15 protein-coding genes and 3 pseudogenes are annotated in these 16,269 nt (G+C 59.1%); 13 read left to right on the top strand and 5 right to left on the bottom strand.

Annotated features, from left to right (window positions below; genetic code table 11):
- Window positions 1–45 precede the first annotated feature (45 nt).
- The 5 genes from G6L97_RS23535 to G6L97_RS23555 form a co-directional block, all read right to left on the bottom strand.
- Window positions 46–870 (bottom strand): alpha/beta fold hydrolase, encoded by an 825-nt coding sequence (locus G6L97_RS23535; protein ID WP_174004750.1) that lies wholly within the window; start codon window positions 868–870, stop codon window positions 46–48.
- 42 nt (window positions 871–912) lie between these two features.
- Complete coding sequence (locus G6L97_RS23540) at window positions 913–1,683, bottom strand: enoyl-CoA hydratase-related protein (RefSeq protein WP_174004748.1); 771 nt, start codon at window positions 1,681–1,683, stop codon at window positions 913–915.
- A gap of 11 nt (window positions 1,684–1,694) precedes the next feature.
- On the bottom strand, window positions 1,695–2,462 hold the full coding sequence (locus tag G6L97_RS23545) for a glucose 1-dehydrogenase (protein WP_174004746.1): 768 nt from the start codon (window positions 2,460–2,462) through the stop codon (window positions 1,695–1,697).
- A 14-nt stretch (window positions 2,463–2,476) separates the two neighbouring features.
- Window positions 2,477–4,129 (bottom strand): AMP-binding protein, encoded by a 1,653-nt coding sequence (locus G6L97_RS23550; protein ID WP_174004744.1) that lies wholly within the window; start codon window positions 4,127–4,129, stop codon window positions 2,477–2,479.
- Window positions 4,130–4,222: 93 nt separating this feature from the next.
- A complete protein-coding gene (locus tag G6L97_RS23555) occupies window positions 4,223–6,220 on the bottom strand; it encodes an NADPH-dependent 2,4-dienoyl-CoA reductase (protein ID WP_174004742.1) in 1,998 nt (665 codons plus the stop codon).
- Between the two features lie 319 nt (window positions 6,221–6,539).
- Here G6L97_RS23555 and G6L97_RS23560 point away from each other — a divergent pair, with 319 nt between their 5' ends.
- From G6L97_RS23560 to paaG, 13 genes and pseudogenes are all read left to right on the top strand, one after another.
- Window positions 6,540–7,739, top strand: coding sequence for an ABC transporter substrate-binding protein (locus tag G6L97_RS23560; RefSeq protein WP_174004740.1), 1,200 nt, complete (start codon window positions 6,540–6,542; stop codon window positions 7,737–7,739).
- 65 nt (window positions 7,740–7,804) lie between these two features.
- Window positions 7,805–8,986: an acyl-CoA dehydrogenase family protein gene (locus G6L97_RS23565; RefSeq protein ID WP_174004738.1), complete on the top strand. Its 1,182-nt coding sequence runs from the start codon at window positions 7,805–7,807 to the stop codon at window positions 8,984–8,986.
- Window positions 8,987–9,075: 89 nt separating this feature from the next.
- A pseudogene (locus tag G6L97_RS23570) lies at window positions 9,076–9,390 on the top strand (acyl-CoA dehydrogenase family protein); the annotation flags it as partial.
- A 22-nt stretch (window positions 9,391–9,412) separates the two neighbouring features.
- Window positions 9,413–10,183, top strand: a complete 771-nt coding sequence (locus G6L97_RS23575; RefSeq protein ID WP_272438515.1) for an enoyl-CoA hydratase/isomerase family protein — start codon at window positions 9,413–9,415, stop codon at window positions 10,181–10,183.
- 9 nt (window positions 10,184–10,192) lie between these two features.
- Window positions 10,193–10,846: a CoA transferase gene (locus G6L97_RS23580; protein ID WP_272438516.1), complete on the top strand. Its 654-nt coding sequence runs from the start codon at window positions 10,193–10,195 to the stop codon at window positions 10,844–10,846.
- 25 nt (window positions 10,847–10,871) lie between these two features.
- Entirely contained in the window at window positions 10,872–11,660 is a 789-nt protein-coding gene (locus G6L97_RS23585) for an ABC transporter ATP-binding protein (protein ID WP_174003950.1), read from the top strand.
- Window positions 11,653–12,372, top strand: a complete 720-nt coding sequence (locus G6L97_RS23590) for an ABC transporter ATP-binding protein (protein ID WP_174003952.1) — start codon at window positions 11,653–11,655, stop codon at window positions 12,370–12,372. The genes G6L97_RS23585 and G6L97_RS23590 overlap by 8 nt, the downstream gene beginning before the upstream one ends.
- A gap of 9 nt (window positions 12,373–12,381) precedes the next feature.
- The gene (locus tag G6L97_RS23595; RefSeq protein ID WP_174003954.1) at window positions 12,382–13,269 is read left to right on the top strand and encodes a branched-chain amino acid ABC transporter permease; all 888 of its coding nucleotides are present in this window, start codon (window positions 12,382–12,384) and stop codon (window positions 13,267–13,269) included.
- Window positions 13,266–14,249, top strand: coding sequence for a branched-chain amino acid ABC transporter permease (locus G6L97_RS23600; RefSeq protein WP_174003956.1), 984 nt, complete (start codon window positions 13,266–13,268; stop codon window positions 14,247–14,249). Before G6L97_RS23595 ends, G6L97_RS23600 begins: the two co-directional genes overlap by 4 nt.
- A 53-nt stretch (window positions 14,250–14,302) precedes the next feature.
- Window positions 14,303–14,485 (top strand): annotated as a pseudogene (locus G6L97_RS23605) (electron transfer flavoprotein subunit beta/FixA family protein); the annotation flags it as partial.
- Window positions 14,468–14,600, top strand: a pseudogene (locus tag G6L97_RS23610) (4Fe-4S dicluster domain-containing protein); the annotation flags it as partial. The pseudogenes G6L97_RS23605 and G6L97_RS23610, both read left to right, overlap by 18 nt.
- Window positions 14,601–14,694: 94 nt before the next feature.
- A complete protein-coding gene (locus tag G6L97_RS23615; protein ID WP_174003958.1) occupies window positions 14,695–15,303 on the top strand; it encodes an adenylate kinase in 609 nt (202 codons plus the stop codon).
- A 158-nt stretch (window positions 15,304–15,461) separates the two neighbouring features.
- Window positions 15,462–16,256 (top strand): 2-(1,2-epoxy-1,2-dihydrophenyl)acetyl-CoA isomerase PaaG, encoded by a 795-nt coding sequence (gene paaG / locus G6L97_RS23620; protein WP_174003960.1) that lies wholly within the window; start codon window positions 15,462–15,464, stop codon window positions 16,254–16,256.
- Window positions 16,257–16,269 lie beyond the last annotated feature (13 nt).

The raw sequence follows: 16,269 nt of genomic DNA on the forward strand, positions 1-16,269 counted from the left end.
TTACCATCAAACTATATTCCGCAGCCTGAAACGAAACGAAAATACTCAGCGACTCTTATATTTGTCTTCGGTCCGGTCTCCAGAACATTTCTCCGCCTCGCGCAGAAAATCGACCACCGCCTTCAGTATGGCTGACTCGGCTTCGACGTGAGGATTGTGGCCGCTCTCGGCGAGCTCCAGGATCGATACACACTGCCCCGCACGTTCGCCGATCAGACGAGCGTGTTCCAAGGTTCCGAACGGATCGGTAGAGCCCTGGATCACAAGCAGCGGCAGCCGCAGTTTGTCAAGTTCGCCGACGATTGTCCAATCGCGGAATTCTGGAAGAAGCCAGGTTCGGGCCCATACGAAGAATGCTCCGTCCGGGTCCCGGTGGTATCTGGCGAGCTTCTTGCGCAAGGCAGGATCCGTCTCGTATCGTTGCGACAATGCCGCGACCCCGTCCAGGGTCAGCTTCTCCGCAAACACATGCGGCGCCTCGACGATCGACGAAAGGGCGCGGTCTGGAAATGCCGACGCGAAGAGCAGGGCGATCGTGGCGCCATCGCTATGGCCGTACGGATGGCACCGATCGACGCCGAGCGCGTCGAGCAGCATCGGCAGGAATTGGCGGGCTTCTTCATGCAGGTAGCCGATGTCTCTTGGTCCGGGCAGGGCAGAAGAGGCTCCACAGCCGCGGCGAGAATAGGCTAGCGCTGGATGACCGGTGGCCATCGCCACCTTTGTCGGAAAGGCCTTCCAGTCGGCCACGCACCCAAAACCATGATGCAGGAAAACGATCGGCGCCGTTGAGAGCCGATCGTCTTCTCGTGGTGCCGGCGGGAACCAGGCATATTCGATCAGGGCGCCGCCGACTTCGATCTTCTGCATGCCGGGTTCCCTTCTGGTTCGCCCAATCAGTGCTGGAGCGCCTCAGCGAAACTTTGGTGGGCGCTTTTCGAGGAAGGCCTTCACACCCTCCTTGGACTCCTCGGTCTGGTAAAACAGGCTCAGCGCCTGCATGCCGATACCGGAGATGCCTCGGATCGATTCCGAGTCGAGATTAAACGACTTCTTCGCGATCGCGATCGCCGTAGGACTGAGCGCCGCGATTTCTGCGCACCAGCGATCCACTTCCGCATCCAGCTCCTCCGGCGCCACCACCGCGTTGATCAGACCCATTTGCAGGGCCTGTTCAGCCGGATAGCGCCGGCACAGCATCCAGATTTCTCGGGCTTTCTTTTCACCGACCACGCGAGCCAGCAAGGCCGTTCCGAAGCCTGGATCGACTGATCCTACCTTCGGTCCAACCTGCCCGAACACGGCGGTCGATGAAGCGATCGCTAGGTCGCAACATGTCACGAGGACGTTACCTCCGCCGATGGCGAAACCATTCACGCGCGCGATAACTGGCTTCGGTGCGTCCCGGATGACGGACTGAAGTTCCTCCACCGGCAGACCGATCGTGCCACGCCCGTCATAGGCGCCGTCATGCGCAGACTGGTCCCCCCCGGTGCAGAACGCTTTTGGACCGGCCCCCGTCAGTACGATCGCGGCGATCGCCTTGTCCCAGCTTGCCTTGTTGATCGCATGAATCAACTCCTCGCAAGTCTGGCCACGAAAAGCGTTATACTTTTCCGGTCGGTTGATGGTGATCCAGGCCGCGGCTTCCCGGACGTCATAAATGATATCTTGATAGTCCATATTTTCGCTCCTTACCCGTGCATCGTCAGGCCGCCGGACACGCTGATGACCTGGCCGGTGATGAAATCCGCGTCGCTGCTCGCGAAGAATGCGACCATGCCGGGAATATCGTCTGGCTGGCCAAGACGCTTGAGCGGGATAGCCTTCTGAAGCTTGTCGTAGATCTTCTGGCCGTATTCGCCTTCGCCGACGAACGAACGCAGCAGGGCCGTATCGGTAGGGCCGGGGCATACCACGTTGACCCGGACATTGTCGCGGGCGCATTCGCGGGCGACCGTCTTGGAAAAGGCAATGAGGCCGCCTTTGCAGGCTGAATAAACGGACTCGCCGGAGGAACCTACGCGGCCGGCGTCCGACGCGATGTTGATTACCTTGCCGCCACCAGCTGCAATCAGATGCGGAAGCACCGCCTTGTGCAGATTGAGCGGACCACGCAGATTGATCGAAATGATCTTGTCCCATAGTTCGGGTTCGGTATCGAGGAAGGGTTTGGCGATGTCCCATCCGGCATTGTTGACGAGGACGTCGATCTTGCCGAAATGCGCGACGGCCTCGGCAACGGCCGAGACGACTTCCTCGAAGCTTGTGATGTCAAATGCCAGCGGCAGGACATCGCCACCGCGGCTGTTAAGTTCACCGGCAAACTCGCTAAGGGACGCATCATTGACGTCCGCCGCAATGAGCTTGACACCCTCATCGACGAATCGATTGCAGATCGCCCGGCCGATACCGCCTGCGGCGCCGGTCACGAGCGCGACGCGCTCTTTCAAACCTCTCATTTATCTACTCCATTCTACGAGCGTGAGGCGCTCTGTTCGCTTTGTTGAATAAGTTGGCGCAGTCTGAATTTCTGCACTTTCCCGGTGGCCGTCCTTTCGATCGGCCCGAAGATCACGTGGTCCGGCACCTTGTATTTGGCGAGACGCGCGCGACAAAAATCGAGCAACTCCTTCTCCGTGATCTGGTTCGAGGAGCCCGGTTTCAGCTCCACAAAGGCGCAGGGACGTTCGCCCCAGCGGTCGCTATGCATGGCGACGACGGCAGCATAAGACACGGCCGGATGCTTGAAGAGGACATCCTCGATCTCAATCGATGAGATGTTCTCGCCGCCGGAGATGATGATGTCTTTCGTGCGGTCCTTGATTTCGACGTACCCGTCCTCATGAACCACGGCGAGGTCGCCTGTGTGATACCAGCCGCCCCTGAAAGCCTCTTCCGTTGCCTCCGGGTTCTTCAGGTAACCTTTCATTCCGATGCTGCCACGAAAGAGGATTTCGCCGATCGCGGAGCCATTGTGTGGAACGGGTTCCAGTGTGACCGGATCGGCAACCACCAGTGCGTCAGTCACAGCGGTCCGCACACCTTGACGGGCCATTTTCTTCGATCGATCGTCAGGCCCGAGATCGTCCCATTCACGGTGCCAGTCGCAAAGCGTCGTCACACTATGCAGCTCCGTCGAGCCGTAGACATGTCGGACGACAAAGCCGAGCGTCTCGGTTTCCTTCAACACAGCCGCAGGGGGAGCAGCACCCGCTGTCATGACGGCAACTGGTCGCTCCAACTTCCGGCCGGCAGCCTTTCCACTCTCGATCAGCATACCAAGCACGGTCGGCGCTCCGCATAGATGCGTTACGCCATGCGTCCGTATCGCCTCGAAAATCTCCTCGGGAATAACCTTGCGCAGGCATACATGGGTTCCGCCGACAGCAGCGATCGCCCAGGAGAAGCACCAGCCGTTGCAATGGAACATCGGCAGAGTCCAGAGATAGACAGAGTCGGCATCCATCTTGTGATGAAGAAGCTGTCCAAGCGAGATCAGATAGGCGCCACGATGATGATAGAGCACACCTTTCGGATTTCCCGTGGTGCCTGACGTGTAGTTGAGGGCAATTGCCTCGAATTCATCCTCGGGCCAATAGGTCGGTTCGTCCGCGTGCCCGCGCTCAAGGAATTCTTCGTAGGTGTAGTAGCCGATCCGCTTGCCGCCCTCCGCGAGCGAATCCTCGATGTCGACGACAACCGGTTTGCTTTTCATGAGGGCAAGCGCCTCTTCTGCGATATCGCTGAACTGCTTGTCGACCAGGAATACCTTGGCTTCACAGTGTTCGAGGATGAAGGCGATGGCCGCCGCGTCCAGACGGATGTTCAGCGTGTTGAGAAGGCCGCCCGACATAGGCACGCCGAAATGTGCCTCCAGCATCGCCGGCGTATTGGGGGAGAGGATCGCGACTGCGTCACCCTTGCGGATTCCCGTCCGCATCAGCGCGGACGCGAGCTGCTTGCAGCGTTTGGCGTATTGCCGCCACGTGTAATGTTCCTCCCCGTGGACGATCGCCACCCGATCCGGAAACACATCGGCGGCTCGCAACAGGAAGTTCAGCGGTGTCAAAGGGCGGTAGTTGGCGGGCCTTCGCTGCAGAAAAGGTTCATCCAGATTCAATGTCACGTTCTTCCTCCTAAAAAACAACACATATTGCTTGTCGGGGCTCGCCTTCAGAGCCGGCATCCAACGGTTGCAAGCCTTCCTTCAGTCAGTCACTCAGACCCGATTTCCCACAAGAGTTCCCTCGAACATCGCGCGTTTCGCATCGAGTTCGCCGGCGCGTTTCGCACCGCCAATGACATGCACCGACTGCCCACGAGCCTCTAGTTCGTCTGCCAGACCACGGACCGATTCCTGCCCCGCACACACGACTATGGTGTCGGCCGGGATGATCTTGACCTCGTCCTGAACCTGGATGTGCAATCCCTCGGCATCGATCTTCAGATATCTGGCCTCGCCGATCTGACGAACTCCAAGGTCTTTCAATTCCTTCCTGAGTATCCAGCCGGTGCTCTTGCCGAGTGTGCGCCCGAAGTGACCGGGAGAGCGTTTGACCATGGTAACCGTGCGCTGAGCCGGATGCGGATGGGGACTGCCCTTCACGCCCCAGCGATCCTCGAAATCGGCAACAGATTGGGGTTCGTGGCCGTCGCCAAGCGCAACGAAGAGCGCCACGTCATGGCCGATACCGCCAGCACCAATGACGACGACACGCTGTCCGGTCTTGACCGAACCGTCGAGAATGCTGGTATATCCGACAACCCGGGGATCGTCGGCACCCGGAATGTCCAGCAAACGGGGTGCGACGCCGGTCGAGACGATCACGTCGTCGAAATTCTCACGGCAAAGCGCTTCGCTGCTGATGCGCTGGCCAGTGTGGACATGGACACCGGCTTCATCGAGCTGCCTCTTGAAGCTCTCGATCGCCCGACCGTAGTCTTCCTTGCCCGGCACGCGCGCAGCCAGCGTGAACTGTCCACCGATTTCCGGTCCAGCCTCGTAGAGCGTAACGTCGTGGCCACGGTTGCCGGCCTCCAGCGCCGCAGAAATGCCAGCCACACCGCCCCCAACGACCGCGATCCTTTTGGATCGCTCTGCGGGCAGATCGGAAAATTCACCCTCGCGCGCAGCTCTTGGATTGACCAGGCAACTGATGACCTGATCGGTGAAATAGTGATCGAGACAGGCCTGGTTGCAGGCGATGCAGATATTGATCAGATCCGGCCGCCCGCTTTCCACCTTCTTGACAAAGGCAGGGTCCGCCAGGAACGGACGGGCCATCGAAATGAGGTCCGCAGAACCATCGTCCACGAGCCGTTCCGCATCCTCTGGAAGATTGATCCGATTGCTCGCGGTAACGGGAATACTGACGGCGGCCTTGATGCGGCGAGTTGCCTCGGCGAAGGCGGCGTGCGGGACTGTGCCCGCGATCGTCGGCACCGTCGATTCATGCCAACCGACACCCGTCGACAGACAGTCGGCGCCGGCTTTTTCGACCTGCTGCGCGAGCCAGACCGTTTCCTCGTCGTTCAGCCCACCTTCGATCAGTTCAAGTGCAGAGATGCGATAGGAAAGGATCGGTCCGTTGCCTATCGCAGCACGAACAGCCCGAATTACGGAGAGCGGAAATCGGGCGCGGTTTTCAAGTGAACCGCCCCACGAATCCTCCCGTTTGTTGGTGCGGACGGCCAGAAACTGGCTGATCAGATAGCCTTCCGAGCCCATCACCTCGACGCCGTCGTAACCAGCCCCGGATGCAAGCTGGGCTGTATTGGCGTAGGCGGCGATCGTTTCCTCGATCTCAAAAGGTGACAACTCGCGGGGAGCGTCGCGATTGATGGGGGACTTGATCGCTGAAGGTGCGACAATCGCCGGATGATATCCATAGCGTCCAGCGTGCAGGATTTGCAGCAAAATGCGGCCGCCGGCAGCGTGGACCGCGTTTGTAATCTTTCGGTGATCCTCAACCTGATCGGAAAACTCGAAGGTCCCCGGCTCGTCCTTCATGCGCCCGGCGAATGAAGGCGCAAATCCGCCGGTGACGATCAACCCGACACCTCCTTTTGCGCGCTCGGCGTAGAACCGGCCAAGCTCCTCAAATCGCTCCGGATGGCATTCGAGACCTGTGTGCATCGATCCCATTACGACGCGATTGCCCAATGTCACGTTGCCCACGCGGATAGGCTTAAGCAGAGCGGAATATCCGTCCCTCATCGAAACTGCTCCTCCCAACACCAACGCCTCCCTCCTGCCGGGAGACCATCGTGCCATAAGACCTAGATCGGGACGAAAACTATGTCAATATATTTGCGCATATAACCGCAGATCTCACAGCCACCGATACCGGTGGACGTTTAGTTTGCTCTAGAATATTCTTATCAGCAGAGCATTCTCTGCTTTTCTACTTGTGCGGTGCACAATGGAAATTCTGTGCGGTCAAAAAAATTAGGTCAACATATTGACATTGATTAGGCCGTTTCGCTACCTTGTTCACGGCGGTCCACGTGGCCGTTTTCTTTGGGAGGAGATGGAAATGAAATTGAAAGGTCTGTTGCTTGCCTGTGCGCTCGTGTCGCTTCACGACCCGGCCTGGGCTGAAACCGCTGTCAAGCTTGGGGTCTTGACAGATCTCAGCGGCCCATACGCGGATTTGTCTGGGAAGGGCTCGGTCATCGCAACGCAGATGGCTGCGGAGGAGTTTCAGAAGTCGCATCCTGATTTCAAAATTGAAGTGATCTCGGCGGACCATCAGAACAAGCCCGACGTCGGGTCAGCCGTCGTTCGCAAATGGTTTGACCAGGACGGCGTCGATGCCGTCGTCGACGTCGCGAGTTCTGCAGTTGCGCTGGCGGTCAGCAAATTGGCTGCGGACAGCGACAAGGTCTTTCTCGCATCCGGCCCGGCAAGCTCGGACATCACCAACAAGTCTTGCTCGGCCAACACCGTTCAGTGGACCTACGACACCTATGCCCTGAGCAAGGGCACGGGCGACGCTCTCGCACGCTCGGGCGGCGACAAGTGGTTCTTCGTGACAGCCGACTACGCTTTCGGTCACGCAATGGAGCGCGACACGTCACGCTTCGTCGAGGCCGCGGGCGGCAAGGTGTTGGGAAGCGTCCGGCACCCGATCAACACCCCGGACTTCTCATCCTACTTGCTGCAAGCACAGTCGTCCGGGGCCAACGTCGTGGGGTTGGCCAATGCCGGCGCGGATACGATCAATGCTGTGAAGCAAGCCGCCGAGTTCGGATTGACTGCCAGCGGGATCAAGCTTGCCGGTCTTCTGGTATTCATCACCGATGTTCACAGTCTCGGCATACAAACGGCGCAGGGCCTCGTCGTCACCGAGGCCTTCTACTGGGATCTGAACGACGGCACCCGCGCGTTTTCAACAAGATTTGCGGAGCGGGCTGGCGGGAAGATGCCCAGCCAGGTCCATGCCGGCGCCTACTCAGCCACACTTCACTATCTGAAGGCGCTGGCAGCCGTAGGATCGAAGACCGACGGCAGGGCTGTGGTGGCGAAAATGGAAGAGCTGCCGACCGAGGATGAAGCTTTCGGCAAGGGCACTGTCCGAAAGGATGGGCGCAAGCTGCACGACATGTATCTGTTCGAGGTCAAGAAGCCCGAGGATTCGAAGACCCCCTGGGACCTCTACAATAAGCTCGCCACCATTCCGGCCGATCAGGCCTTCCGGCCTGTTTCCGAGAGTGAGTGCGCGCTCCTTCGCTAAGAGCCCGCGTCTGAAACACTGCCTGCGCGGGATGCGCGGGCAGTAAGCCCGCATCCGAAATTGAGATGGATCTCTACGTTATGAAGTTGTTTGCGCATTTTGAGCAGTCGCGTTCATGGTCCGACGAAGAAGCCATGATTATCGAGCAGGTGTCCCGGCTAGCGGCGGAGGTGATCGCACCGAATGCTGACAGGTTCGACGAGCGCAAGGAATTTCCGTGGGAAAATTTCGGCCTCTTCAAGGATATTGGACTGAACGGTATTTTTGTACCCGAAGAATATGGTGGTTCACCGGTCAGCTACCGCTGCTTCCTTGAAATTGTCCGCCTCATCTCCGAGGCTTGCGCATCGACCGGCATCATCTTCGGAACCACCGGCGCGGTGGTCAAACCCATTCTCCAGTTCGGGACCGAAGAGCAGAAGCAGCGCTTGTTGCCGGTCATTGCCGGAGGCGGGCTCGGCGCCATGGCGATTACCGAGCCGCATGCGGGCTCCGACGGTTCGAACATCCGCACCAGATTCCAGCCGGATGGCGACGAGATCGTCATTAATGGGGGTAAAATCTTCATCACGACCGGCGACGTCGCCGATGTGCTCCTTCTGTTCGGGAAGTGGAGCGAACTGGAGGATTCCTCCAAGGGGGTCTCAGCCGTCATCGTGGAAAAAGGCACGCCCGGCTTCGACATCGTGCGCCTCGAATCCAAAATGGGCACGAACGCCTCGTCCACGGCCGAGCTAGCCTTCAACGATTGCCGCATCCCGCGCGCCAACCTTCTTGGCAATCCCGGTGACGGCATGAAGATCATGCTAAACGTCCTCAACAAGTCCCGTCCGAGCGTCGGCGCTCAGGCGTTAGGCATCGCCTCTGCTGCATTCAATGATGCGGTCGCCTACGCGAACGAGCGCCAGCAGGGCGGTAAAAAGATCATCGGACACCAGGCGATCGCCTTCATGCTTGCCGATCTCGCCATCGAGCTCCTCGCAACGCGGGTTCTGCTGGATCATGTCGGCCGCCTTGTCGACGAAGGCGTCGAAGACATCAGCGTCGAAGCCTCGACCATAAAGGTGAAGGCGTCGGACCTGGCCATGCGGATGACGACGGACGCCGTTCAGGTCTTCGGGGGGCACGGCTACGTTCGAGGCAACCGCGTCGAACGGCTGATGCGCGAAGCCAAAGTTACCCAGATCTGGGAAGGTACCAACCAGATTCAGAGACAAGTCATCAGTCGTGATCTGGTCGCGCGCTAGGTGGAATTTCAAATGGAAGGAGGGCTTTCGATGGCCCTAACACAGATACATTCAACGTGCTCCTGGAGACGGTCAGCCGCTTTGTCACCGAGCTCGTTCAGGCGATGCTGGCCGACAGTGAGGCCGACACCTATGCGGCGCGTTGTATGATCCTTGACGCGGCCGCCCGTCGCGACCGTGGGGAAAACACCACCAAGGTTGCGGCTTGCGCGAAAATGTTCGCGTCCGAAATGGTCGGTCGTGTTGCCGATCGAGCCGTACAGATTTTCGGCGGCGCGGGCTACATGGCGGAATATCCCGTGGAACGTTTTTATCGCGACGTACGGCTTTTCCGCATCTTTGAAGGCACCACCCAGATCCAGCAACTCGTCATCGCGCGCGAACTGCTCAAGGCTGCGGACTGAAGAAGGACATAGTGAGGATCCCATGGCCGTCGAATTGACACAACAGGAAGAGTTTGCGGTTCTCACACTCAACCGCCCGGACGCGCTGAACGCGCTGAACGCCCAGACGATCGGCGAGATATCGGATGCTATCGACGCGGTCGAGCGGATGGATGTGCGTGCGCTCATCATTACGGGAGCGGGTGAAAAGGCCTTCTGCGCGGGCGCTGACGTCAAGGAGATGGTCGGTATCGATCTCATCTCGAAGAAGCGCAAGGCCGAGCGCGGCCAGTCGACTTTTGCCAAGCTTGACCAACTGCGTGTTCCCTCGGTTGCGCTGATCAACGGTTATGCCTTCGGCGGTGGCCTCGAACTCGCGCTCGCCTCCACCTTCCGGCTGGCGACGCCGCGCGCAGCCGTTGCACTTCCGGAAATCAAGCTCGGCCTGATGCCCGGCTACGGCGGCACGCAGCGTCTACCGCGCATCGTCGGCGAGGCGAGAGCGTTGGAGATGATCATGACCGGGCGAACCGTTCGCGCGGAAGAGGCGCAGGCCATCGGTCTCATCCATCGTCTCGTCAGCGAGGACAACCGCCTGGCGGAAGCCTTTGCCTTCGCCCGTGAGTTTTCCAAATTCAGCCTGGTTGCCCTCGGTTATGCGCGGGAGGCCGTCCAGCGTGCTCTGTCGACCACATTGCAAGACGGGTTGAAGATCGAAGCCGAGATCTCAACCCTCGCCTTCCAGTCAAAGGACGCGCAGGAAGGCATCACCGCCTTCATCGAAAAACGGACGCCAAACTTCGGCGGTTCGTGAAGGCTGATCGTGAATGAGGGTTACCGCATGCCTCCTTTAACAGATTTTCTCGTTATTGATTTCTCGACGCTCCTTCCCGGGCCGCTCGCGAGCCCGAGGCGGGCTGAGGTGGGCGCGCAGGTGATCAAGATCGAACGTCCGGACGACGGCGACGCGATGCGCACTTACAAGCCCATTGTCGACGGCGAAAGCCTGCTGTTCGCCATGCTCAACCGCGGCAAGCAGTCAATGGCGGTCGATTTGAAATCGCCTGCCGACATGGGGGTACTCTGGCCGCTGATTGAAAAGGCGGACGCACTGATTGAGGAGTTCCGGCCGGGGGGCATGGACCGCCTTGGCCTCGGATACGATGTGTTGGCAAAGCGCAACCCGCGGCTGATCTATTGCTCGATCACCGGCTGGGACCAGACTGGTCCAAAGGCAGGTAAGGGCAACCGTGATCTGAACTTCGTCGCCGAGGCGGGACTGTTGGGTCTTTTCGCCGGTAATTATGGCGTGCCGGCTCTACCGGTGTTCCTCGCGGGAGACATTGCAGGTGGCGCGCCGCCGGTGGTGATCAACATCTTGCTCGCGCTTCGTCAGCGCGACGGCACAGGCCATGGCATGTATATCGATGGCGCGATGACGGAACAGGGGATCGCGACGATCATCGAGCGGGTCTAACAACATCAACTCTCGGGGGAGGACCATGGAGAGAAACGAAGCCGGCGTAAAGCCGGGAGGAGTAGACGATCATATTCTGCAAACACGCGGACTGACGATGGAGTTTCACGGCTTCGTCGCCGTGCGCAACGTCGATCTGAACGTGAGGCGCCACACTATACATGCGCTTATAGGGCCGAACGGGGCGGGCAAGACAACCTGTTTCAATCTCTTGACGAAGTTCCTCACCCCGACGGGTGGTTCGATCGTTTTCAATGGTCGGGACGTCACGAGAACCGGACCCGCGGCGATGGCCCGGCTCGGAATGGTCAGGTCCTTCCAAATCTCCTCGATCTTCCCCCATCTGACGGTGATTGAGAACGTTCGCATGGCGCTTCAACGCAAGCTCGGCACCTCGTTCCACTTCTGGAAGCCGAAGCGTTCGCTTTACCCGCTTCACGCTAGGGCGGACGAGCTCATCGAATGGGTCGGCCTCGAGACCTATCGAGATACGCTTGCCGGCGACCTCTCCTATGGGCGCAAACGTGTTCTCGAACTCGCGACCACGCTCGCACTCGATCCGGAGTTGCTGCTTCTCGACGAACCGATGGCGGGGCTCGGCCACGAGGACATCGGTCGTGTCGCCGAATTGGTGCGGCGTGTATCCGAAGGCCGCACCGTGCTGATGGTCGAGCACAATCTGGATGTGGTTTCCGACCTTTCCGACACCATCACCGTGCTGACGCGAGGCAGCATTCTCGCAGAGGGCGACTACGCCTCTGTTTCCCAAAACCCGGCGGTCCGGGAAGCTTATATCGGAGGCGTCCATGCTTGACACCCATCGCGAAAAACGCCTGCGCATCGAGGGACTGAACGCTTTCTACGGAGACAGCCATGTACTGCATGGCATCGATCTGCATGTCGAGCGCGGTGAACTCGTTACGCTTCTCGGACGCAACGGCGCCGGAAAGACCACCACATTGCGCGCCATCATGGGCCTCGTCGAGCGGCGCGGTGACATCCGCTTCGACGGCGCTGATCTGTCCCGGCTTCCTCCGCATAAGATTGCCCGCTTCGGTATCGGCTACGTGCCGGAAGAACGCGGCATCTTTTCAAGCCTCGACGTCACGGAAAACCTTCTGCTTCCGCCCACGATCAAGCCGGGCGGCATGACCATCGAAGAGATCTACACGCTGTTTCCCAATCTTAAGGAGCGGGCGGGAAGCCAGGGCACGAAACTCTCTGGGGGCGAACAGCAGATGCTTGCGATGGCGCGTATCCTGCGTACTGGCGCCGATTTCCTGTTGTTGGACGAGGTTACGGAGGGTTTGGCGCCGGTCATCATCGAGCAGATCGGCATCGCGATCGGGCTTCTCAAGGAGCGGGGCTTCACGATCCTGCTGGTGGAGCAGAACTTCCCCTTTGCCAGTCGCATCGCCGACCGCCATTACGTAGTCGAGAACGGACGCGTGGTCGACATGGTGGCGAAGGACGACCTCAATGATCCGGGTGTGGCAGAACGCCTGCACTCGTTTCTCGGCGTTTAGGAGGCGAGCATGACGACTATCCTTGGCATTCCCATGCAGGCGCTGCTCGGCCAGATCCTGATCGGGCTCATCAACGGCGCCTTCTATGCACTCCTAAGTCTCGGTCTTGCGATCATCTTCGGCCTGCTCAATATCATCAACTTCGCGCATGGCGCGCTCTACATGCTCGGCGCCTTCGCCGCGTGGCTCCTGCTCAACTATCTCGGCGTCAACTATTGGGGTGCGCTAATCCTTTCTCCGTTTATCGTGGGCGTGCTCGCGGTCGCCATGGAGCGCTATATGCTCCGCCGCATTTACAAGCTGGACCATATCTATGGCCTTCTTCTTACCTTCGGCACCGCTCTTCTGATCGAAGGCGTTTTCCGGAACCAGTTTGGCGTGTCGGGGCTTGCCTACCCGATCCCCGCGCAGCTTCAGGGCGTTCAGAACCTTGGCTTCATCTTTCTCCCGAACTATCGGGCCTGGGTGCTGGTCGCCTCTCTCTTCATATGTTTCGCGACCTGGTTCCTGATCGAAAAAACGCGATTAGGCTCCTATCTGCGCGCCGCGACAGAGAACCCGAAGCTCGTGCAAGCTTTCGGCATCAACGTGCCGTTGATGATCACACTCACCTATGCGTTTGGGGTTGCACTGGCGGCGCTTGCCGGCGTAATGGCTGCCCCCATCTATCAGGTAAGCCCTGTCATGGGCTCCAACATCATTATTGTTGTGTTCGCCGTCGTCGTCATTGGCGGCATGGGCTCGATTCTCGGTGCCATCGTCTCAGGCTTTGGTCTCGGACTCATCGAGGGATTAACGAAGGTCTTTTACCCTGAAGCGTCCAGCACCGTCATCTTTGTCGTCATGGCCATCGTGCTGCTCGTGAAACCCACTGGTCTGTTCGGGAGGGCCGTATGAACACCACCAAGACGCGTCCCTTGTCACGGCACAGTGGCCGCCTTTCTCGCCGGATCGCGATTTTCATCCTCGCGGCGGCCGTGCTTGCCATTGCGCCGTACGTCGTCTATCCGGTCTTCTTGATGAAAGCCTTGTGCTTTGCACTCTTCGCCTGTGCGTTCAATCTTCTGATCGGCTATGGCGGGCTCTTGTCCTTCGGACATGCTGCCTTCTTCGGCTCCGCAGCCTATCTCTGTGGTTACGCGGCGCGGGACCTGGGTCTTACCCCGGAACTCAGTGTCCTCGTCGGGACTGTGGGTGCCGGACTGCTGGGCTACGTGATCGGTGCGATCGCTATCCGTCGCCATGGCATCTACTTCGCCATGGTCACGCTGGCGCTGGCGCAGATGGTCTACTTCTTCGCGGTACAGGCCCCGCTCACCGGTGGGGAGAATGGCATGCAGGGAATTCCCCGCGGGTTTCTGTTTGGCATCATCGATCTCAACAACACGATGGCGATGTATGCCTTCGTTGTTGCGGTTTTCCTGGTCGGCCTTGCTGTTCTGCACCGTGCGGTCGAATCACCGTTCGGCCAGACCCTGAAGGCCATTCGCGACAACGAGAACCGTGCGATCTCCCTGGGCTACGATTCTAATCGCTACAAGCATCTTGCCTTCGTGTTGTCAGCTGCGATCGCTGGCCTCGCAGGCGCGACCAAGGCACTGGTGTTCCAGCTCGCATCGCTGACGGACGTCCACTGGACGATGTCCGGTGAGGTGGTGCTGATGACGCTGATCGGCGGTCTCGGCACGACGCTGGGTCCCGTAGTCGGGGCCATCATCATCGTCGCGATGCAGACCTATCTCGCCGAGAGCGGCTCGTGGGTCACGGCCATTCAGGGTGCGACGTTCATCGTCTGTGTCCTGATGTTCAGGGAGGGAATTGTCGGCGCCGTCTGGAAGCTGCGAGCGAACGAGCGTTTGCCGGAGCCTCGAGAATAACAGTCAGACGCGGAGGCTCATCGTCTCCGCAAGGTACAGGAAGGAAAAAGCAGGTGAAGCCGCTCGTCGCTGTTAAGCGCGTCGTCGACTACAACGTGAAGATCCGTGTCAAATCGGACGGCACGGGTGTGGAGCTTACGAACGTGAAGATGTCGATGAACCCGTTCGACGAGATTTCCGTCGAGGAGGCTCTGCGTCTGAAGGACGCGGGCAAGGCGAAAGATGTGCAGTTCGTCATCAACGCCCAGAACTGCGTTTCACTGCAAGACCTGCGACATCAAATATCCCAACCAGAATATCAACTGGGCACCGCCCCAGGGCGGTGAAGGCCTCGTTTATGTGAGCATGTAGGAGGCGATGAGCATAACGCTTTATCTGGAAGAGCTCTTCGTTCACGTCCGGCTTCAAGGTCGGAAATAGTCGCAGAAATTGATTGGAGACAAGGATGCATATCGTAATGCTCGGACCACCCGGCGCTGGCAAGGGAACACAGTCGTCCCGGCTGGCACTCGCCTTCAGAATTCCCCATCTCTCGACCGGCGATATCCTGCGCGCTGCCATACGCGATGCGACGCCTCTGGGTCTTCAGGCAAAGGCTGCCGTCGATAGCGGCGCTTTGGTCGACGATGCCACCATCACTGGCTGCGTCAAGGAGAGGCTCGCAAAGCCCGATGTGCAAGGTGGCTTTATCCTCGACGGTTTTCCCCGGACGATCGAGCAGGCTCTCACACTCGATGTCATCCTCAAGGAAGCCGGTGTGAAAGTGGATATCGCCTTCGAGCTCGTCGTCGACATCGAGCACCTTCGGCAGCGTATTGCAAAGAGGGCCACCGATGCCGCAGCCGCCAAACAAGAAATCCGTTCCGATGACAACGAAAATGCGCTGCGAAAGCGGGTCGAAGCCTATCTCGCGCACGGCGCGCCCTTGTCGGAGTTTTATCGCAGCCAAGCCAAATTGGTTGAGATCGATGGACTGACGGATGTGGAGACTGTGACGTCGAAGCTCACACTTGCGATTGAGTCCGTCTTTTCCGGGAGACTCCCGTCAGCATAGGAGCAGGGCGGACATTGATCAGCAAATCTATATCCCCAGCGATGGCGGTGTCGGTGCCGACTGGCAAGGTAAAGCCCGGAGCGAAAATAAATCATGCCTAGCGGGAACAGATCTTCACATCTTGCAAGATTGGAAATTCCAAACAACTGGAGAACGATATGACAGAGCTGGTTTTGCTGACAAAGCACGGGGGTTGGAGCCGGGTCACACTCAATAGGCCCGACCGTCTGAACGCCCTTAACGAGCCAATGCTGCAGCAACTGACCACCGTTATTGAGGCTCTGTCGGCAGACGTCTCGTGTCGTGCCGTGTTGATCACCGGCGCGGGCCGTGGGTTTTGTGCTGGGCAGGATCTCGCCGACTGTATGCCTGGTTCGGGTGCACCAACCCTCGACCTCGCGGACATCATGGAGCGGCTTTATAATCCACTGGTGTTGCTGCTCCGTTCGATGCCGAAACCGGTCATTTGCGCGGTCAACGGCGTTGCCGCCGGCGGGGGCGCCAATCTCGCACTCGCCTGCGACATCGTCCTTGCCGGGCACTCCGCGAAGTTCATCCAGGCTTTCGCCAAGATCGCGCTCATCCCTGATTGCGGTGGCACCTGGCTTCTTCCGCGGCTGATCGGCGATGCCCGCGCCCGCGCGCTCGCGCTCCTCGCGAAGCCGGTTGAGGCGCAGCAAGCTGAAAACTGGGGGATGATCTGGCGTGCTGTTCCGGATGCGGATCTCATGTCGGAAGCAGTCGCACTTGCCGAATATCTTGCCGAGCAACCAACCGAAACGTTCGGCCTGCTCAAGAAGGCCCTCGCCGCATCGGCGACGAACGACCTGACTGCTCAGCTTAACCTTGAGAGAGATCTCCAGGGCAAGGCTGCGAAGACGCCGGATTTTGCCGAGGGACTGAATGCCTTCTTCGAGAAGCGCACCCCTAGCTTTTCAGGGGGCACGGATTGAGTGCCGGACTGAC

Origin of the sequence: Agrobacterium tumefaciens, from assembly GCF_013318015.2 — a bacterium.
GTDB lineage: Bacteria > Pseudomonadota > Alphaproteobacteria > Rhizobiales > Rhizobiaceae > Agrobacterium > Agrobacterium tumefaciens.